The sequence below is a fragment of the Acinetobacter sp. FY683 genome, assembly GCF_059515885.1.
On sequence record NZ_JCAKNA010000004.1, the window covers coordinates 24,845 to 44,377 of the forward strand.

The window sequence follows — 19,533 nt, forward strand, 5'->3', positions numbered from 1 at the left end:
ATCATCGTAAAAAACATTAGATTTTAGTCAAAACAGCCAAGCAAATGCTTGGCTGTTTTGTTTTTATTGCTTATGCTAAAACCATACAACAATAAAGCCTTTGGATAATGTAATGCGTAAATTAAAATTTGTGGCAAATCGTGAAATTAAAAATCAAATTAAAGATTTTAGCGAAGTTCAAACGTATGTTGCCGATTTACTTGCACATGAATTAGTGAATCATGGCTTTGAAACCTTGTCACAAAGTGGGGCACAAGTGGCCGTAAGTGTAGATGATCATGCATTACCACTTTCTGTAAGCTGTGAATCACGTAGTGAAGATGGTCATTTAGTATGTGAAATATATTCTCATCCAGATGAAAACCAAGATTGGTTAGATAGAATTACAGAACAAAGTTTATTGAATCAATTAGCACAGGCAGTGGAAAGTAGCCTAAAAGAACATGAAGCATTGAGTGAATTTGAATGGAAAAATACGTAATTATTTTTAATTTTTTTAAAATGGGGCATTAAACTGAATGTATATACCTAAAGTTTTTGAGGAAACAAGAACGGAAGTTTTAACCGAGCTCGTTCAAAAACATGCTTTAGGATGTTTAGTGATATATGCAGATAACGAGCTAAATGCCAACCATCTTCCTTTTGAATATGATGAAAAGACACATTCATTGCTTGCTCATATTGCAAAAGAAAATCCATTATATGCACAGCTAACACAGCCTCAAAATGCGTTGGTGGTTTTTAGTATAGATCATGCCTATGTATCGCCAAATTGGTATGAAGGGAAGTTTGAGCATCATAAAGCCGTTCCTACATGGAATTATGTTGTTATACATGCCAAAGGAACGGTGCAAGTCATTGAAGATGAAAAAATATTGAGAGGTATATTGGCAAGATTAACGCGACAACACGAAAGTAATCAGCCTAAACCTTGGAGAATGTCCGATGCACCGAAAGATTATATCCAAGATGAACTTGGAAAAATTGCTGCAATACGTATTGAAATTAAAAGTTTAGTGGGTAAATTTAAACTCAGCCAAAATAGAGAAGTGACCGATCAACTTAATGTAGCAGAAGCATATCAGCACAATAATAAAAAAGATTTAGCTGAAATAATGTTACGCATCAAAGGCTAATCTAAGAATAAATAAACCTCGCAATAAGCGAGGTTTATTTTGAATCTAAAATAAGTTTTAAGCTGAAACTAAGTAGCGTGAAATAGCTAAACGTAGATGCTTTAAATAACCTGTAAAGAAGTGGTTTGCTCCAGGTAATACTGTAACCATATGACGTTGTGGTCTAGACCACTCAATCATGTCAGATAACAAAGTAACATCATCAGCTTCGCCATGAATAAATAAGATATCACCTTTAATTGGCGGTGTTACATAATGGCGTACACCTGCTACTGTTGCAGTAGGCAAACCACATAAAATAGTTTGTACAGGTTGTAATTCGGCAGGAATAGAAGCATAACTTTTTGCCATAACGTGCGCACCAAAGCTAAAACCACCTGCAAAAAATGGTTTTCCGATATGCTTTTGACGCGCATATTTAATGACTTCTAGTGTATCTTCAGTTTCACCATATCCTTCATCGTGTATACCTTCACTTTCCCCCGAACCTCGGAAACTAGGACGATAAACAACACAGCCACGTTCTAAGAACATTTGCGCTAAAAGATGAGGAACTTTGTGATGTGGCGTTCCACCCTGTAAAGGATGTGGGTGACAAACGACAGCGAATCCTTTCACTTCACCTTTGGGATAATCAACAAAAACTTGAATTTTACCCTCAGAGCCTTGAATGAAAAATGCTTCGGACATAGGATAAGTATACATAGCGGGAGAAGCGGGCTATTTTACCGATTAAGTTAAGCAAAAACAAAAATTGGTTTCAAAATAAGCCTACTGTTATAGTTTGAATTATTAATTATTTGATCGAGTCTTTTATGCTTGCTTTAATTTCACCAGCCAAAACTTTAGATTACGAATCACATTTACCAACAGATCAACATAGTTTGCCACGTTTACTTCAAGAATCTGAATTACTAATTCAAGATTGTCAGAAACTCTCTGTTTCTGAGGTATCTAGCCTAATGAGTGTGAGTGAAAAGATTGCAAAATTGAACGTAGAACGCTTTCAAGATTGGACACCAGAGTTTAATTTTTCAAATGCTAGACAAGCAATTTTTGCATTTAAAGGCGATGTTTATACGGGTTTAGATGCTTATAATTTGGTCGAACAAAATGTTACATTTGCGCAACAAAAACTTAGAATGCTTTCAGGTTTGTACGGTCTTTTACGTCCTTTAGATTTAATGATGCCGTATCGATTGGAAATGGGAACCAAATTAGCCAATATTCGTGGGCATAATTTATATGAGTTTTGGGGGGATAAAATCACCCATTTAATTAATGAAGATTTGGCAGCATCAAATTCAGAAATTTTGTTAAATATAGCATCAGATGAATATTATAAGTCGGTCAAAGAAAGCAAAATTCAAGCTGAAATTATTAAGCCTGTATTCTTAGATCAGAAAAATGGAAAATACAAAGTTATTAGTTTTTATGCAAAAAAAGCACGTGGCTTAATGGCGCGCTTTATGATTGAAAACAAAATTGAGCGTGTAGAAGATATCAAAGCATTTAATATAGATGGTTATTATTTTGATGCTGACAGTTCATTGAAAGGTGAACTTGTATTTAAACGTGATGAGCAAGTTACTTAATTAGCTTTAAAATTGACACTTATTTTTATAAAATAAGTGTCAATTTTAATAAGAATATAGTAAGTAAAAACATGAATTATCGGTTAAAACGTAAGTTAGAGTACATCTCCTTTGGTGTTCTTATATCTATATCTTTTGCATGGATTTTTTTAAATACGGAAATAGACCCAGTTATTGTCATTTTCGGAATTATTATTCTGTTATTGCCATTTTACTCAATAGTAAAGTCTTATCTTAATGCTAGAGTAAAGAGGAAAATACAAAAGAAAATTCGAGTAGGAAGAATATCCAAATTAATTGATGAAACTACAGGTTCATTTTTTAAATTACAAGAAAAACTAGTAGCTTACTGTGATTTATATATTTATTTAGAATCAAAAACTAATCCATATTTTAAATGGAGTGAATTATTGAAGAGTATTGATATTCCAATAAAGGACAGAATAAAACAAGATGATAGATATTTAGCTGTATTAGATCAGATGAGATGTAGTTTTGACATAGGGGATGCATCTATTGGACAAGTTTTATATAAGCTAAATTTATCTTCGCTGGTATCGAAACAAGATATTAAAAAAATGATTGAAGCAATCTTATTGGCTATAGGAATATACCATAAAGAGCATTTAAATATGATTGAAAATGAAATAATCGACTTGATTGAAAACTAACAAAAAAGGCAAAGTAAAAACTTTGCCTTTTTTTATTCAGTGACGAATTAGTGGTGGTGACCGCCAACGCCATGAACGTGACCGTGTTCTAATTCTTCAGCAGAAGCTTCACGGATTTCAACGATTTCAACTTCAAAAGTTAAATCTTGACCAGCAAGTGGGAAGTTAGCATCAACAATTACGTTGTCGCCTTCAACAGATTTAACAGTAACGATTTGAACGCCATCATCAGTTTGAGCTTGGAATTGCATGCCCGCTTGGATGTTATCAACACCTTGGAACATTTGAGCAGGAACTTCTTGAACTAGGTCAGGGTTGTATTCGCCATAACCTTCAGCAGCAGGAATAGTTACTGTGAATTTTTCACCAACTGTTTTGCCTAAAAGTGCATTTTCAAGACCAGGGATGATGTTACCTGCACCGTGCAAATAGGCAAGTGGCTCACCTTGAGATTGGTCCAGAGTTTCACCCTCTGCGTTAGTCAATGTGTAGTTGAAAGAAACCACGAGGTTATTTGCAATAGCAGTCATGTTATTGATCCAGTCAAATTTTAAGGGTACATCATAAAACGAAAAGCGAATTTTGTAGAATAGATTTAAGCAAAATTCTACATTTTAGTGATGTTTTGATATTTATATGGGCAGTTTAAACAAATTCAATGTCATTTCAATGAATAACTGACAAATTCCTTGTTTCTTTTTATATAGTCCATAAAAATGGCGTGATTGAAGTATTATTTTGCAATAAGTAAGGTGTTAATTATGAAAATGTATCAAGTAGATGCTTTTACAACAGAACTTTTCAAAGGAAATCCTGCTGCGGTAATTGTTGTTGATAATTGGTTAGATGATACCCTAATGCAAAATATTGCACTAGAAAATAACTTATCTGAAACAGCATTTGTAAAAGTAATAGATGATGAAAACTATGAAATACGCTGGTTTACACCTACCACCGAAGTCGATTTTTGTGGGCATGCAACATTAGCCAGTAGTTTTGTATTGTTTAATGACTATACCCAAAAACAGAAAATACAGTTTCATGTAAAAGCTTTAGGTATTTTTATTGTAAACCAAGCAGAGGATGGGAAAATTACGATGAATTTCCCAATTCGTTATGCAAAAAAAGTTGAAAACTACCCTGAATTATTAGATCAGGCTTTTACGAAAAAATTTAAAAATGTCTATTTAAATGAACAAGCTTATATTATTGAGTTTGAAAATGTAGATGATGTTTTAAGTGAAAAGCCAAATTTAGAACTTCTTAAACAGTTGGGGAAAATACGCACAGCGATTACAGCAGATGCTTCAACTTTAGATGTTGCAATTACTGCTAACTCTAAAGATTACGATTGTGTTTCACGCTATTTTGCACCCGCAAATGGAATTAATGAAGATCCTGTAACGGGTTCAATTCATACAGGAATTGTCCCTATTTGGGCTGAAAAGTTAGGGAAAAGTAATATTTTAGCTTATCAAGCATCTCAGCGTGGTGGGGAATTATTCTGTCAAATAGTGGATCAAAATCGTATTGAAATTTCAGGTTATGCAAAACTATATATGCAGGCAGAAATTTACATTTAATTTAGATTTATAGATAAAGCCAACGGGAACGTTGGTTTTTTTTTGCAAAAATTAACAGAAATCACTGAATTGCTCGATATATTGAGATTCTTAATAAAAATAAAACATCATTCTAAATAGGTTATTTTATGCAATTAAAACTCAAAACATTAACCATTTCTTTATTGGCTTTAGGTCTAAGCGCTTCCATTTTCGCAAAACCCGTATTGGTGAAGAAATATGATCAAATTGAAGAATATCAACTCGATAATGGTTTGAAGGTTATTTTATCTGACAAAACCAAAAATAATACCGTGTTTATGAATGTCATTTATCAGGCAGGCTCTTTAAATGATCCTCTTGGTAAAAGTGGTATGGCGCACTTGTTAGAACATTTGGCTTTTAAAGGGACTGAAAATATTAAAGAGGGTAATTTTCAAAGTGCGCTTGATCAATACACGTTATTTAGTAATGCACGTACAGACTATTATTCAACTCAATATATGAGTGAAATTCGTTCTGAGCAAAACACTATTAATAAAGTGATTGAGTTAGAAGCGGAACGAATGGATAAATTGGTATTGGATAAAAAGTTTGTAGCACCAGAAATAGAGGTGGTGAAACGTGAACGTGAAGCAAACTTTGATCAAACTTTTTCAAGGTTGATGAATAAAATTTTTCAATCGATCTATGGGGTGGAATATTTTGGTAGAGAGCCAATTGGCGAGTTAGCCGAGCTTGAGTCCATCAATATGAATGAGTTAAATCAGTTTTATCGCACTTGGTATCGTCCGAATAATGCTGTCATTGTTTTGACAGGGAGTTTTGATAAGACAGCTGTTTTAAATCAGATTGATCAAAAATTTGGTGGAATTCCATCTAAAATAGTACCTGAACAACCCACTATTCCTAAAATTAGTATTGAACAAGCAAAATCAGAAGAAATTGTAATTAAAAAGGGAGATGGTTATCAAAAGATTAACGTTTATATTGTGCCTAGAAATGAAGAAATTGAGCCAACATTAGATATTACATCGGCATTATTCACCTTAGAACCTAGTGGTACTCTGTATCAGCGTTTAGTTGAAAAAGGGATTGTTGATAATGTTGATGTCGCTTTATGGACATCACGTGATTTTAATATGATGTTTGTCAGTGCAGATTATGTACCATCGCAAAATTTAAAAAAAATGAATAAAGCTCTCATTGAAAATGTAGAGAAAAAACAGAAATTTAATCAAGCTGATGTGAAACGCTTGCAAGATATTACGAAGAATAGTCGCATAGCCACATTTAGAGAGGCTTCTGCATTGGGAGGAATGTTAAGCGAGGCTATTGTTTTAAATCAGGGTGATTGGCTTTCTTATTTCAATAATAGAGATCGTATTCAAAGTTTGACTACAGACCAAGTTAGTCAAGATCTTCAGAAGATTTTTAAAGAAGAATATCGTTTAGAAGCGGAAATACAGCCAACACCTCTTGCAGATCAAGAAAAACAAAGACTTGAGCCTGAACAGGCACCGCAATTTTTACAACCTATGGGTAATACAAAGCAAGAGACACCTAAAAATTTAGCTGTATATAAAAAGGAAACTGAGCAATATGTAAAGCAAGCTCAAACAATTTTAGAAAAAGCTGAAACAAAAATTCAAAGAGGAACGTTGGAAACTGGGCTTAAGTATGCTTTGTATTCAACACCAACGAAAGATGATCAAATATCTGCTACTTTGACCATACCATTTAGTACTGCAAAAAAATTAATGAATCATGAAAAAATCATTGATATAAGCACATACTTAATGAGTCGCGGTTCAGATCAATATCCATTTCAATATTTAATGGATAAAAGTATTGAGGTAAATGGTGGGGTAGCTATTTCATCAAACTTAAATAGCATTGATGTGCAGGTTGTAGCCAATAAAGATAAGTTTGAAGAATATTTCAAACTTATTATAGATATTTTGCAGAAACCAAGTTTTGAGCAGAAGCAGTTTGATTCTATTAAAAGTAAATATTTAAATCAGATGGATAGAACATATACGGAGCCAGATATTGTTGTCGCAATGGCCTTATCTGAAATTGCAAATCCATATCCTCAGGGAGATTTACGTGCTTATTCTGATCCAGAATTTACAGTTAAGTTGCTAAAGCAAGTTACGAACAAGCAAGTTAAAAAGTTTTATGAAGAAAATATAGGTTTAGATTTTGCACGTGTTGCGGTTACAGGTGAGTTTGATGTGAGTCAAATGAAAGAATTTTTAAATTCGACGCTTTCTAAATGGAAGACAAAAACACAATTCGAAGAAATGGAATTTGCATCTCAACCTAAACCGGCACAAAAGCATTATCTAAAGTCAGAACCTCGTGAATTTGGAAGTTACAGCAGTATTATGAATATAGAGATGGGGAGTGATAGCCCTGATTTACCCGCTGTATTGGTTATGGGGTATATTTTAGGTGAATCGCAATTAACATCTAGATTAGCTAAGGAATTACGTGAAAATAAAAATTTAGTGTATGGTTTTAGTCAGTCTTTAGATTTGAATGAAGGAAATAATGCGAGTAGCTTCAGTATTTCTGCAAACTACACTGCAGGAAAAGCAGATTTAGTTTCGCAAGCGATTCATAAGGTTTTAAGTGATTTATTGAAACATGGTGTCACTGAACAAGAGCTAGAGGTTGCAAAAGCAGAATTATTAAAACAGGGTGTAAGTGGTTTAGATAATGAAAAAGTGATCCATGAATATATGGCTGCAGATTTAAAATTTAATGATGACTTATATTTATTACTCAATCGATATAAAGATATTGCAAGCTTGAAAAAAGAAGATGTTAATGCGGTGATAAAAAAATATATTCGTATGGATCGGTTGGTTGAAGTTATGGCAGATCAATATGGTACACCCACTCAATAAATCGTATGCATGTTTATATTATATTTGTTTATCTAATGTGAATATTTAAGATGTTTACTATGAATTGTTTACAATGAAAGCTAAGTCGCTAGTATACATGTAGAATATATACTAGCTGTCTTTGTTAAATTATCTTTATTAAAATTAAAGAGATATTAGTTTTTATTTAACTTATATTTTAAGAAAAATATAACTAAGTCTTTTGGAGTGGGCATGTCATTTCGCTTTAACCAATGTGTGGTTTCTTTTGTTCTATTGGGTTTTGGTTTTTCTGTTTTTGCACAACCTGTACTGCTGAAGTCGGAACAGCAAGTTGAAGAATACAAATTAGACAATGGATTTCGCATTATTCTTGCGGAAAATGATAAAGAAAATAAAGTTTATATGAGCACAATTTATCAAACGGGTTCTTTAAATGACCCTAAAGGTAAAGGTGGCTTGGCACATTTATTAGAGCATTTAGCATTTAAGGGTACTCAAAATATAAATGGTGAGGAATTTCAGCGCCGTTTAAATCAATATACATTATCAAATAATGCGAGTACCGATTATTACGCGACAAAATATATCAATATTATTCGACCTGAAAAAACTGCAATTAATGAGATCATTCATTTAGAAGCAGAGCGAATGGATAAGTTGGTATTGCAAGAAAAATTTGTACCTTCTGAAATTGCAATTGTAAAGCGTGAGCGTGAAATTCGTTTAGATCAGCCATTTTCGGTGTTAATAGATCAGATTTTTAAAACAGCTTATGGCAATCAATATTTAGGTCGTTTGCCTATTGGCGATTTAAATGAACTGCAATCAATTAAAATGAGCGATTTAAATACATTCTACCGAACATGGTATGCGCCCAATAATGCGATTATGGTAGTTTCAGGTAAATTTGATAAAGCTGAAGTTTTAAAACAAATCGATGAAAAATTTAGCCAAATTCAACCTCGCACTATTCCGAGTCAAGTGAAAGTGCCTGCTTTAGATAGTGCAAAAATTCAAAATAAAACCTTTGTTGTAAAAAAAGGTAGTGACTTAGCGAAATTTAATATTTATTTAACGGCTTCTGATCAGAGTACACAAACAGCATTAGCAATGTCTCCTACACTATATACTTTGCAGCCAAGTGGTCATTTATATCAAAGTATTGTGGAGTCAGGTGTAGCAACAGCTGTAGATTCAACAACTTGGTTAGATAAAGACTTTAATATGGTTTTTATGGGGGCTGTTTATGCACCTAATCATAATGCGAAAATCGTTCAAACGACATTGAATAACGGTGTGGAACAAACGAAGCCATTTACCGATGTTGAGTTAAATCGTGTAAAAAAAATGACGATGAATCAAGCAGAGAATATTAAGAATAATGCGGCAGCATTAGGTTCTCGTTTGGAAGATTATGCTGTTGCCTATAATGGTGATTGGAGTCGATATTTTAAAGATTTGAATGATGTTCAGAATTTAAAAGCGGATGATTTAAATCAGATTTACAAAGCATTTTTTACACCGAAAAATAGAATTATTGGTGATATTCAACCTACACCTGAAGATCAGAAAAAAGCATTAACACTTGATGCAAATGCAGCAGAAGCGAAAACTTTAGATGCTTCTAATGAAAAGCCTGAACCTTTAAAAGATATTTCTACGTATAAAAAAGAAGTAAGTGATTTTGTTGCTGCATCCAAAGCTTCTATTGATTCTACGGAAAAGAAAATTGAACGTGGTGAATTTAAGAATGGCGTGAAATATGCGCTCTATCCAACATCTACCCGTGATGATAAAACCTATGCCACTATTCATGTCGATTTTGGTACAGCGGAATCATTATTTAATAAAGGACAAGTGGTTGATTTGATGGCATACCTGATGTTGCGTGGGTCTGATCAATATAGCTTGCAAGATATAGCTGATAAATCAATTGAAGCGGGTGGTGGTATTTCTGCTTCTGGTAGTGATAATGGCGTAAATATTCAAATTGTTGCAAAAAAAGAGAAGTTTGAAGAATTCTTTAAGTTTGCAATTGAATTGATGAAAAATCCGAAGTTTGAACAAACTCAATTTGATTTAATTAAGTCACAATCATTATCAAGTTTAGATCGTCCATATACAGAACCAGATGTAGTGTCTGCATTAACGATTACCCGTATTGTTGAAAAATATCAGCCAGGTGATTTACGTTATCATTTCGAACCTGAGTTTGAGAAAAAACAATTAAATGCTGTAACAAATGATCAGGTAAAAGCTTTATATCAACAATTCTTTGCGATGAATCATTCACAAATTGCAGTAACAGGTGATTTTGATCCGAAGAAAATTAAAAAATTATTAAAAGCTGAATTTTCAAACTGGAATGGAAAAGAGGCTTATGAAAAGTTAGAAAGTCCATATTCATCTTATCCTGCACAAAAACATCATGTACTTGCTGAACAAAGAAAATTTGGTAGTTATGTAAGTGTAATGCCATTTCCTGTTGGTGATGATCATCCAGACAGACCAGCGATTGTGGTATTTGGAAATATTTTAGGTGCTTCGCAATTATCTTCACGTTTGGCACAAGAATTACGTGAAAAAAATGCTTTGATTTATGGTTTTGGTAGCAACTTAAACTTTAGTGATCATACAGACAGTGGGGCATTGGGTATTAGTGCTAACTATACTGCGGGCAAAGCAAACCAAGTTTCACAAGCTGTTCATAAAGTATTGAATGAATTAATAGAAAAAGGAGTAACCGAGCAAGAAGTTGAAGCTGCAAAAGCGGATATCTTTAAAAAACGTGTAACAGCATTAGAAGATGAACGCCGTATTCACAGTATGTTAGCGCCACAATTAGAACGTGGACGTGATTTATATGCGCGTGAAAAGCAAGATCAAGCTTTTGCTAAGGTGACGAAAGCAGATGTGGATGCAGTGATTAAGAAGTATATTAAGCTCGACCAATTTGTTGAAGTCATGTCTGATCAATATGGCAAAGCTGTAAAGTAAGATTGAGCAGTCTTAATGACTTAAACAATAAAAAAGCCCATAAGGGCTTTTTTATTGTGAGTTTCTAAGGCTAAATATGATATAGCATACTAGTGCTTATGATCATGGTTATGTTTATTAGCATGAAACTCTTCGTTATGACGGAAACGTAAATAGTTTTCAAACTGTTCACAATATTCATCATAGTTATCTTCTAACATCATTTGGAATTGCTGAAGAATATAAGACATGACTTGATCTTTGGCATCACGCATTTCATCGCCATCTTTAAAGTTGTTTGCAGCAACCCAAGTATTAAAACGGGCTGTACCAAACAACATTGCAGCACTCACTTGACCACGCTTTTCACTTGGTTTGTCTTGTGAGCCTTTTTCTACACGGCTAAACTCATTTGCTTGTTTGATAAATTCATCAGCGCGTTCAAAGAAAACGGCATTCAAAGCTTCTTCTTCAGTTACATCTGTCGCTTCGATCTTTTGAACCATGAGCTTTTCCTAGTATAAAAATCTAATGTTGCATTATAGGCAAAGCCTTGCAGAAACGGAACCTTTCGCTTAATCTAAAAATAGCCTAAGCATGATTATGGAATATTCAATGCAAGATGCCATTGCGGTTCAAAGTTTAAAAAGTGATATTGCGTTATTACGCCAAAATATTTGGCCACCTGCAAATTTAGCCAATGTTGAAGGTTTACCAATTTATTACGGTACAAAACCTGAAGTAGACGAATATTACAAACAATGGACAGGTTTAATTGAAAGGGCACAAGGCTTATTTCAGCCATTCATGGAAGATGAACTGCTCGATGCAATTCACTTGCCAAGTCACTTGAATTTACCTTTATTTTACTTTCATGTAGACCGAATACGTATTAATAAAACACGCGCAAAAGAATCGAAAACGTTTCGTGGTATTGCAAGTTTAATAGATAAGTGTGGGCAATTTGAACCTGAGCAAGTTCAAGCAATGTCATATTGGTTAGATAGTGATGACACGGCTGTATTGGTTGCACATCGTGAATTTATTGATTTAAGAACCTATGTGTTTCAGAACAAACAGAGTGAATATACACGTACGCGTTTTTATGTGAATGGTATTGTTTTAAGTACTGAGGAGGATTTTAAGTTGATTGATGCGCGTGATAAGCCACGTAAGCAACGTAGCGATAGTTATAATGATCCTTTAGCGGATAACAACACTTGGAAAGTGTTTGGGAAGTATCGTTAAGTAAAAAGATATAAAACTGTGGAACATTGTTTGAATAATAATCGTGGAACATAAATAATCAATAAAAAAGCCCCTGATAGTAGGCAGGGGCTTTTTATTTTTAGTTATATTTTTGATTTATAAAGACTAAATTTTTGCACTTCGTATAACGTGTATTATGTTAATTTTAGGAAAACTATACAGTAATAAAAGTATCTCTAGCAATATTTCCAACAGTATTAGTTGTTACGGAATCAAAACTTGCACCGATAACACCACCTAATAATGGAATTGCCTTACCTAAATTAATAACACCTTTTTCACCAAATTTAGTAAGTAATCTAAACCCTACTTTTTGGTTTATTGCTGTAATTGTTTTACCACTAATATTTTTAATACTGTTCTGCGCTATTTTTTTGCCAACGACTATACCAATATCTTTTAAAATATCTTTAGCTGCATTTCCTGTTAAACATACAAATACTAAAGATCTGACTCGATCATCATTTAAATTATGCCCGCCCATATGTGCAATAGCAGCAATCATTCTAATCTGAACATACATTACACTAGCTACATTTGCAGGAATTGCGATTGGTAAAGTAATAATACCTCCCAAACCTGTTAAAAAACCTGAAGTCCCCGCCTTAGTGTTTTGCCACCGAATTAACGAATTAGCTTGGTTGTGTAAGCTGTCATTAGTTTTCATATAATCATTTGCTAGATCATATGCAGAATCTAAACCAGCAACACCATTTACAGCTTTTTCATATGACCAATTCAAGAGATCCATCATCTTACTTTGGGTTAATTCATTTGCCATATCTATATTCTTTTAGAAAATTTATAGATCGAATATTACTGAATAAATACATTAAAAATCAAATATTAATAAGTAATCAAACAAGAGTTTGATTAAATAATAGCTATTCAACAATCAAATTTGAATCTTATGTTTGATATACCAATATTGGTATAGGACATTTCTACTTAAGAATTTTTTAAATCTTATGGGTAAATCCCTAACAATTTTCTGAGGCATAAATTTCGGAGAACGTTGTGGGAATAGGTAGGTTGACTTTAAAAGCAAAAAAGCACCTATTGGACTCAATGGTAAAGTGTATCCCTCAGGAAATACCGCATTATTAAAAAATCATTTTTAAATAGAGTCAACTATAGCGAAAACAATAGATATGGCTAATAAAAACCAACTATGATCAGCAAATATTTAAAACCTTTTATTACATATGGTTTTATTCTATAAATCCAATTTGAGAAGCTAGAAAAAACACTATGAATTGCCATCATGATAAATAATATATCGATGATTACGACTATAGGGATTCCAATAACACTTACTATCCCCACACAATTAAGAATAAATATAAATAGTATTTTCGCTAACTTAGTAGCTAATCATGCTGCAATAAAATTATAAATATAAGTCATGGCTAAAATGTATTTTTAATTTAATGAATTATTACATTTTGTTGTAACGATATAAAACTAAATCTAGTTGTTATTTAACATAAAATCTCTTATACGAAATATAAATTTGTAAAAAAAGAGAGGCAGTTAGCCTCGCTTTTTTGTTTATTGAAGCTTATTTCAAGAACTTTCGGCTCACCATAAATTGCTCGGTTGCTTCAAGTAAACGCTCTGCATACACTTCTTGTTTTGCAGTTAACCAACCTAAAACAAACCAATCGCTCGCTTCTAATTCCGTTTGCTGAATATATAAAGCAGAAGAAGATAAAACCAAATACTCACGCGCTGCAAGTTGAGCATCATTTAAAGCTTTGCTGTATTTTTGCAAATTTTTAACATCATAAATATTGGTTAAAATTGGGAAGCTAAATTTAAGCTCACTAATATGCGTTGCGAGCAAATCTAAACTTTCAAAATTGCTAATGTCTGCGGCAGTTAAACTTTCCTGCAAAATTTTATATTGATGTTGTAGGGTATTTTGTGCAAAAGATTTTAAATCTTGCTTTTGATGAAGATCACTTTCATCCAAGCCAAAGGTTAAAAGCTCCAAAAAATGATGAACATTTTGAGTCGACTTAACTAAATTATTCAACTTTTCTTGAGCATAAAGAATATCTTTTTCTAAGTTTGAAGATGTATTGGGGTTTTGTAAGAATGTGCCCAAAGTCTCTTGCATATGTTGTAGATGCTGTAAATTTTCAAATTGTTGTTTAAATGCATTCAACTGATTTGTCCATTTATTTGAAAGAGAAGGACTCCAATCTTTGAAAATATGCAAACTTAAATATAAATGATCTAAAGCGGTTTGAGCTTGCTCAATATGCGCTTTTTCTGCAAGACCTGCCGATATCGCTGCAATATTGGGTAATAAATGCTGAAGCTGCTGAGAAATTAATAAACGTAAATTTTTATCTGCATTGTCTTTTTTACTTAATACAAAGTCTTTTGCATTTTGTGCAGGACTTACATTTTGTTGTTGTGCCAATAAGTTGCCAATTTCAGCTTTACTACGTACATCTAACCAAAGTTGATACTTTTTAACCCACTCAAAACTAAAGGCAAGTAAGCTTTTAATAGAACCTTCTTTAAGTTCAAATTCTACTTCATGAACAGGTGTTTCAGCATGTTCAGAACGAATTGTACCAATATCTAAACTTACCTCAATTGTGGCATCTTCAAAAGGAATTAAGCGGAAAGTACGTTCAATATCTGTTTCAAATTGAAGTTTGAGCGCATTAAAATTTTGTCCTAAAGCATTTTTTAAAATTTGAGTTGCTTCAGCATCATCTTTATAAATGTCGAGGTTTAATTCAGGAGCTTGTTCCGACTCACCCAAATCAACATTATGTTCAAAGCGCTGAATATGGCTTTTACTTGCTGCTTTTAGGGTTTGAATCCAGCGAGTACCTTCTAAACGAAGGCGAAGTGCAGCATGGTTTTGTGCAAGCAGACGATCTTCTGTATCAAAGTATTTTGCTTTTAGCTGAATGGTTTCTGACTTTTTAGGATCTAAAGCTTTAAGTAAGGCATTGCGTCTTGATTCATGAATTTGAAATTTTAATTCAACTTCGATCATAAGTTTTATCCTAGTTTTAAATCTCAGTAATTGAGATCAGTCAGTTCATGTGAATATGCGTTATTAAAGTTATGTATAGCGCGAAAAATAGTCTTGTATAAGTTTAGCTTTTGATTGTAGCGAAAATCTATTTTCATGTAAGACTTGACGAATCTAGATTAGGACGAAGTGGCTTTAATTTAAGCAAAAAATGGTTTAACGTGTTTAAAAAAATATCAGGAAGATATGTATGAACATTAAAATGGATCAAAACTTTAATGTAGATATTCAACCCGAATATAAGTTGCCTATTAAAAACTATCACGAATTTTATCGTTTTTATCTTACAGAACATCGAAATATAGTGAGCCGTCGTTTACACATCTTTGGTAGTAGCTTAGGTTTATATTTTTTTGTTAAAGCAATAAAACAACGTAAAGTGAAATACGTTGTATATGGTTTGGTATCAGGTTATACCTGTGCTTGGATTGGTCATTTTATGTTTGAAAAAAATAAACCTGCAAGTTTTAAACAGCCCATTTATAGCTTTATTTCAGATTGGAAAATGTTTTCGGACGTCTTACGTGGTCATTTAAGTTTAAAAGATAAGAGCTTTGATAAAATAAAAAGTAAGCCAAAGTATTAAAAATAGTACATTTGGTGAAAATATTTTCATGATTAATATAAAAAATATAATAAAAGCTCTATTTTTCTTCAGAAATAGGGTAGAGTGATCAAACATTAAATGAGTTTGATGTAAAAAATTCAGTTTCCAAACCTAGAGCGACCTTCTCTAGGTTTTTTTTATGGAAAAAATATTTCATTTTTTATTTTAAAGTTTTAAAAACAGATTTCTTCTGCTGTCCTATGAGATAATTGAATAAAGTAAGAATTTGAGCAGTTGTTATGCGCGGTTTATATTTAATTACCAATGATGATCCAATTGAGCTTTTATTGGCAAAGCTAGAAGGTGCAATGGCGACCTATGAAGTCGCTGTATTGCAATACCGTCGTAAAAATGTGGTGGATCCAGAAGCTAAAGCTTATGAAATTGGCTATATGAAGCATTTATGCGATCAATATAAAGTACCTTTTGTAATTAATGATGATTTAGATGCAGCGGTTGAATATGGCGTTGGTGTGCATTTAGGTCAGGATGATGGCTCAATTATCGATGCTGTTGCACGGTTACCGAAAAATGTATTGATTGGTCGTAGCTGTAATAATTCTCTTGAATTGGCAGAGCAAGCGATTGCAGATGGCGCAAACTATGTTGCATTTGGTGCTATTTATGCCACAGATACGAAACCTGAAGCGGGCAATATTGGTCTTGAAACATTAAAACAAGCAAAAGCGAAGTTGAATGTGCCAATTTGTGCAATTGGTGGTTTAACCGTAGAAAATGGTAAAGAAGTGATTGAAGCAGGTGCTGATCTGTGTGCTGTAATTAGTGACGTTTTAGGTCGCTCAATGTCTACAGTGGGTCAACGTGTGTATGATTGGTCAGAACTATTTGCTGAACAAGCTTAATTTTTTTATTTATTTTTTGAGTTGAGTGATTTTCATGAGTTTATCTCCAAAGCAAGAACAATTGTTTAAACAAGCGAGCAAACATATTCCAGGTGGTGTGAATTCACCAGTACGTGCATTTAACGGTGTAGGTGGAACGCCTGTATTCATCGAAAAAGCACAAGGTGCTTATTTGTATGATGTTGATGGTAAACGTTATGTAGACTACGTTGGCTCATGGGGTCCAATGATTTTGGGTCATGCACATCCTGAAATTATTAAAGCTGTTCAAAATGCTGCGGTAGATGGTTTAAGTTTTGGTGCACCAACGGTTCACGAAACAACTTTAGCTGATATTATTTGTGAAATCATGCCATCAATTGAGTTAGTTCGTATGACTAACTCAGGTACTGAGGCAACCATGACCGCAATTCGTCTTGCACGTGGTTATACAGGTCGTGACAAGATTGTGAAGTTTGAAGGTTGTTATCATGGTCACTCAGACTCATTGTTGGTAAAAGCAGGTTCAGGTCTTTTAACAAGTGGTGAAGGTGAAGCAACATCTGCGGGTGTTCCTGCAGATTTTGCAAAACATACACTAACGCTGCCATACAACGACATAGCAACACTTGAAGAATGTTTTGCTAAATTTGGTTCTGAAATTGCAGGTGTGATTGTTGAACCTGTTGCAGGTAATATGAACCTTGTAAAACCAATTGATGGTTTCTTACAAGCCATTCGTGATGTTTGTGATGAGCATGGTTCAGTATTTATTATTGATGAAGTGATGACTGGTTTCCGTGTTGGTCTAGGTGGTGCACAAGCACATTATGGCGTAACACCAGATTTAACGACTTTAGGTAAAATTATTGGTGCTGGCTTACCAGTTGGTGCATTTGGTGGTAAACGTGAAGTAATGGAATGCATCGCACCTCTTGGTAAAGTTTATCAAGCGGGTACATTGTCAGGTAATCCACTTGCTATGCGAGCAGGTATTGAGATGTTTAAACATCTACGTGCTGAAGGTTTTTATGAAAAACTAACTGTACAACTTGAAAAGCTTTTAAAAGGCTTACAAGCTGCAGCTGATGAAGCAGGTGTGCCATTTAAAACTCAACAAGTGGGTGGTATGTTTGGTTTGTATTTTACAGACCAGCAAGACATTACAAGTTTCGATTCAATGTTGAAATGTGATGTAGATGCTTTCCGTAAATTTTTCCATGGTATGTTGTCACGCGGTGTAAACCTTGCACCATCTGCGTTTGAAGCAGGCTTTATTTCTGCTGCACACTCTGATGAAGATATTGAATTTACAATTCAAGCGGCTAAAGAAGTTTTTGCAGAATTAAACAGCAAATAAGTTTAATCTTGGTTAATATAAAAGCTCGCAGTAAATGTACTGCGGGCTTTTTTTGAATGAAATTTAGAATAAATTAAGGACATTTTATGAAAACTACACATTATTTAACTTTAGCTGATGCAGAATTCTTATTAAATCAAGCACAAGAATATGCTGTTGAGCATTCATTTAATGTCAGTATTGCTATTGTAGATGCAACAGGTGGTGTGTTGGCTATGAAACGTATGGACGGTGCTGCACCAATTAGTGCAACAATTTGCCAAGAAAAAGCGAAATGTTCAGCGGTTAGTCATAAGCCATCAAAAGTATTTGAAGAGATGATTAAAAATGGTCGTGGTGGTTTTCTTTCAGTTTCTAACTTTGTTGGGTTGCTAGAAGGCGGTTTACCAATTGTTTATGAGGGGCAAGTTGTAGGTGCTGTAGGTGTATCTGGTGTTCAAGCATTTCAAGATGCAGAAATTGCTCAACATGCAATTGATAAGTTTTTAGCTCAATAGTATTTAGATAAAAGCTCTAAAGAGGGTGTGGATATAATCTACACTTTCTTTTTAATATGAAAATTATATTTTTATCATTACTAACAGATAAAATTGTAAATAGTTCGAATAAAATGAAGATTGAAAACCATTGTTCAGAAGGTGGATTTATTATTAAGTACCATACTAGGCTTGGTTGATGCTTTTTCAAACTTAGGGTTCTCTTAATAAAAAATCTCGATTTTCAGTCATATTTAAGTGCTGATATAAAATGCGTAAGTAATAGGTTTGAATTATTATCACTATAGTTTAATTTTTTATTATTTAATTTGTGGATTATTCATATAATTAAACTCACCATCTAAAACTTATTGTTCAATGTTCTATCCACTCCCAAAGAAAATTCAACTCCAAGCAAGCCAAGCCAAATGGACACTTTTATCTACAGATAGTGTTTTACTTATTCTAGATCTAGATGAATTACAGCAACAACAAGATTTTCAAAATTCACAATTAAATCAAAATTTAGGCGTTTTACTTAAAAAAGCCAAAACTCTAGATATTCCTGTTGTGTCTTTAAGTGCAAATGAGCTTATGCAGGGGATGATCCTTTTAGGAGAGCAGCTGAGTTTAAGAAAACAACTTATTGTTATTGGTAAAATTACAGCCCAAGGCAAGCAATTGCTTGAGTATTTAAATTCAGTTACTGAATATATTTGCGTGATTAATGATGCGATTTTACTTGCGAATATTGATCAGCATATTCAATGGATTGATAGTATTTCAACGCAAAAATACCATCATACCAATACATATTCGTTATTACGGTTGTGGACGTTAAGTGCGCCCAAAGAATTTATTCTTTCAACGAAAGGTATTTTATTGGCTGTTGCAGAAGCTTTAGATCTTGATGCTTTGGAAATAGATCCAACTATAGATTTAAAAAGTTATGGTTTAGATTCAGTTGCTATAGTGAGTTTGGTCGGATTGTGGCGAGCTAATGGTGCCAATATTAAATATGAAGATTTACGGGAAGCTTCTTTACAACAATTAATTGAGAGGCTAGTTCATTGAAAGTTAG

At 33.5% G+C, this 19,533-nt stretch carries 18 protein-coding genes; 13 read left to right on the top strand and 5 right to left on the bottom strand.

Going from position 1 to position 19,533, the window contains the following annotated elements; all coding sequences use genetic code 11:
- The first annotated feature begins 112 nt into the window (after window positions 1–112).
- Entirely contained in the window at window positions 113–481 is a 369-nt protein-coding gene (locus AC5YDH_RS03035; protein ID WP_496116820.1) for a hypothetical protein, read from the top strand.
- A 37-nt stretch (window positions 482–518) separates the two neighbouring features.
- Window positions 519–1,136, top strand: a complete 618-nt coding sequence (locus AC5YDH_RS03040) for an FMN-binding negative transcriptional regulator (RefSeq protein WP_496116821.1) — start codon at window positions 519–521, stop codon at window positions 1,134–1,136.
- Window positions 1,137–1,193: 57 nt separating this feature from the next.
- On the opposite strand, the gene AC5YDH_RS03045 is transcribed toward AC5YDH_RS03040, so the two are convergent.
- Window positions 1,194–1,826, bottom strand: a complete 633-nt coding sequence (locus AC5YDH_RS03045; protein WP_496116822.1) for an alpha/beta hydrolase — start codon at window positions 1,824–1,826, stop codon at window positions 1,194–1,196.
- Window positions 1,827–1,951: 125 nt separating this feature from the next.
- Between AC5YDH_RS03045 and yaaA the strand changes: the two genes are divergently transcribed.
- Together yaaA and AC5YDH_RS03055 are read left to right on the top strand one after the other, a co-directional pair.
- Window positions 1,952–2,731, top strand: a complete 780-nt coding sequence (gene yaaA, locus AC5YDH_RS03050; RefSeq protein WP_496116823.1) for a peroxide stress protein YaaA — start codon at window positions 1,952–1,954, stop codon at window positions 2,729–2,731.
- 71 nt (window positions 2,732–2,802) lie between these two features.
- A complete protein-coding gene (locus AC5YDH_RS03055) occupies window positions 2,803–3,402 on the top strand; it encodes a hypothetical protein (RefSeq protein ID WP_496116824.1) in 600 nt (199 codons plus the stop codon).
- Between the two features lie 47 nt (window positions 3,403–3,449).
- Here AC5YDH_RS03055 and AC5YDH_RS03060 read toward each other — a convergent pair whose 3' ends face one another.
- A complete protein-coding gene (locus AC5YDH_RS03060) occupies window positions 3,450–3,932 on the bottom strand; it encodes an FKBP-type peptidyl-prolyl cis-trans isomerase (protein ID WP_496116825.1) in 483 nt (160 codons plus the stop codon).
- A gap of 231 nt (window positions 3,933–4,163) precedes the next feature.
- Between AC5YDH_RS03060 and AC5YDH_RS03065 the strand changes: the two genes are divergently transcribed.
- From AC5YDH_RS03065 to AC5YDH_RS03075, 3 genes are all read left to right on the top strand, one after another.
- Window positions 4,164–4,985, top strand: a complete 822-nt coding sequence (locus tag AC5YDH_RS03065) for a PhzF family phenazine biosynthesis protein (protein WP_496116826.1) — start codon at window positions 4,164–4,166, stop codon at window positions 4,983–4,985.
- Between the two features lie 128 nt (window positions 4,986–5,113).
- Window positions 5,114–7,879, top strand: a complete 2,766-nt coding sequence (locus AC5YDH_RS03070) for a M16 family metallopeptidase (protein WP_496116827.1) — start codon at window positions 5,114–5,116, stop codon at window positions 7,877–7,879.
- Window positions 7,880–8,092: 213 nt separating this feature from the next.
- Window positions 8,093–10,858, top strand: coding sequence for a M16 family metallopeptidase (locus tag AC5YDH_RS03075; RefSeq protein ID WP_496116828.1), 2,766 nt, complete (start codon window positions 8,093–8,095; stop codon window positions 10,856–10,858).
- Window positions 10,859–10,947: 89 nt separating this feature from the next.
- On the opposite strand, the gene AC5YDH_RS03080 is transcribed toward AC5YDH_RS03075, so the two are convergent.
- Window positions 10,948–11,343 carry a DUF3144 domain-containing protein gene (locus AC5YDH_RS03080; protein ID WP_496116829.1) on the bottom strand — a complete coding sequence of 132 codons (396 nt, stop codon included), beginning with the start codon at window positions 11,341–11,343 and terminating at the stop codon, window positions 10,948–10,950.
- Window positions 11,344–11,452: 109 nt separating this feature from the next.
- Between AC5YDH_RS03080 and AC5YDH_RS03085 the strand changes: the two genes are divergently transcribed.
- On the top strand, window positions 11,453–12,085 hold the full coding sequence (locus tag AC5YDH_RS03085; RefSeq protein ID WP_496116830.1) for a hypothetical protein: 633 nt from the start codon (window positions 11,453–11,455) through the stop codon (window positions 12,083–12,085).
- Between the two features lie 175 nt (window positions 12,086–12,260).
- On the opposite strand, the gene AC5YDH_RS03090 is transcribed toward AC5YDH_RS03085, so the two are convergent.
- Window positions 12,261–12,887: an EcsC family protein gene (locus tag AC5YDH_RS03090; RefSeq protein ID WP_496116831.1), complete on the bottom strand. Its 627-nt coding sequence runs from the start codon at window positions 12,885–12,887 to the stop codon at window positions 12,261–12,263.
- 780 nt (window positions 12,888–13,667) lie between these two features.
- Entirely contained in the window at window positions 13,668–15,128 is a 1,461-nt protein-coding gene (locus AC5YDH_RS03095; protein WP_496116832.1) for a CYTH domain-containing protein, read from the bottom strand.
- 229 nt (window positions 15,129–15,357) lie between these two features.
- Between AC5YDH_RS03095 and AC5YDH_RS03100 the strand changes: the two genes are divergently transcribed.
- From AC5YDH_RS03100 to AC5YDH_RS03120, 5 genes are all read left to right on the top strand, one after another.
- On the top strand, window positions 15,358–15,753 hold the full coding sequence (locus AC5YDH_RS03100; RefSeq protein WP_496116833.1) for an Mpo1-like protein: 396 nt from the start codon (window positions 15,358–15,360) through the stop codon (window positions 15,751–15,753).
- Window positions 15,754–16,013: 260 nt separating this feature from the next.
- On the top strand, window positions 16,014–16,637 hold the full coding sequence (thiE, locus tag AC5YDH_RS03105) for a thiamine phosphate synthase (RefSeq protein WP_496116834.1): 624 nt from the start codon (window positions 16,014–16,016) through the stop codon (window positions 16,635–16,637).
- 34 nt (window positions 16,638–16,671) lie between these two features.
- Window positions 16,672–17,976: a glutamate-1-semialdehyde 2,1-aminomutase gene (gene hemL / locus AC5YDH_RS03110; protein WP_496116835.1), complete on the top strand. Its 1,305-nt coding sequence runs from the start codon at window positions 16,672–16,674 to the stop codon at window positions 17,974–17,976.
- A gap of 86 nt (window positions 17,977–18,062) precedes the next feature.
- Entirely contained in the window at window positions 18,063–18,473 is a 411-nt protein-coding gene (locus tag AC5YDH_RS03115) for a GlcG/HbpS family heme-binding protein (RefSeq protein WP_496116836.1), read from the top strand.
- A gap of 357 nt (window positions 18,474–18,830) precedes the next feature.
- Window positions 18,831–19,526, top strand: a complete 696-nt coding sequence (locus AC5YDH_RS03120) for a phosphopantetheine-binding protein (protein ID WP_496116837.1) — start codon at window positions 18,831–18,833, stop codon at window positions 19,524–19,526.
- The last annotated feature ends 7 nt before the right edge of the window (window positions 19,527–19,533 follow it).

What these genes read in the sequence shown, in the direction of transcription:
- AC5YDH_RS03055 (WP_496116824.1), top strand. Translation starts at nt 2,803, where the DNA reads ATGAATTATCGGTTAAAACGTAAGTTAGAGTACATCTCCTTTGGTGTT.
- AC5YDH_RS03090 (WP_496116831.1), bottom strand. Translation starts at nt 12,887, where the DNA reads ATGGCAAATGAATTAACCCAAAGTAAGATGATGGATCTCTTGAATTGG.
- AC5YDH_RS03060 (WP_496116825.1), bottom strand. Translation starts at nt 3,932, where the DNA reads ATGACTGCTATTGCAAATAACCTCGTGGTTTCTTTCAACTACACATTG.
- AC5YDH_RS03095 (WP_496116832.1), bottom strand. Translation starts at nt 15,128, where the DNA reads ATGATCGAAGTTGAATTAAAATTTCAAATTCATGAATCAAGACGCAAT.
- hemL (WP_496116835.1), top strand. Translation starts at nt 16,672, where the DNA reads ATGAGTTTATCTCCAAAGCAAGAACAATTGTTTAAACAAGCGAGCAAA.
- AC5YDH_RS03120 (WP_496116837.1), top strand. Translation starts at nt 18,831, where the DNA reads ATGTTCTATCCACTCCCAAAGAAAATTCAACTCCAAGCAAGCCAAGCC.
- AC5YDH_RS03065 (WP_496116826.1), top strand. Translation starts at nt 4,164, where the DNA reads ATGAAAATGTATCAAGTAGATGCTTTTACAACAGAACTTTTCAAAGGA.
- AC5YDH_RS03115 (WP_496116836.1), top strand. Translation starts at nt 18,063, where the DNA reads ATGAAAACTACACATTATTTAACTTTAGCTGATGCAGAATTCTTATTA.
- AC5YDH_RS03040 (WP_496116821.1), top strand. Translation starts at nt 519, where the DNA reads ATGTATATACCTAAAGTTTTTGAGGAAACAAGAACGGAAGTTTTAACC.
- yaaA (WP_496116823.1), top strand. Translation starts at nt 1,952, where the DNA reads ATGCTTGCTTTAATTTCACCAGCCAAAACTTTAGATTACGAATCACAT.
- AC5YDH_RS03070 (WP_496116827.1), top strand. Translation starts at nt 5,114, where the DNA reads ATGCAATTAAAACTCAAAACATTAACCATTTCTTTATTGGCTTTAGGT.
- AC5YDH_RS03035 (WP_496116820.1), top strand. Translation starts at nt 113, where the DNA reads ATGCGTAAATTAAAATTTGTGGCAAATCGTGAAATTAAAAATCAAATT.
- thiE (WP_496116834.1), top strand. Translation starts at nt 16,014, where the DNA reads ATGCGCGGTTTATATTTAATTACCAATGATGATCCAATTGAGCTTTTA.
- AC5YDH_RS03100 (WP_496116833.1), top strand. Translation starts at nt 15,358, where the DNA reads ATGAACATTAAAATGGATCAAAACTTTAATGTAGATATTCAACCCGAA.
- AC5YDH_RS03080 (WP_496116829.1), bottom strand. Translation starts at nt 11,343, where the DNA reads ATGGTTCAAAAGATCGAAGCGACAGATGTAACTGAAGAAGAAGCTTTG.
- AC5YDH_RS03085 (WP_496116830.1), top strand. Translation starts at nt 11,453, where the DNA reads ATGCAAGATGCCATTGCGGTTCAAAGTTTAAAAAGTGATATTGCGTTA.
- AC5YDH_RS03075 (WP_496116828.1), top strand. Translation starts at nt 8,093, where the DNA reads ATGTCATTTCGCTTTAACCAATGTGTGGTTTCTTTTGTTCTATTGGGT.
- AC5YDH_RS03045 (WP_496116822.1), bottom strand. Translation starts at nt 1,826, where the DNA reads ATGTCCGAAGCATTTTTCATTCAAGGCTCTGAGGGTAAAATTCAAGTT.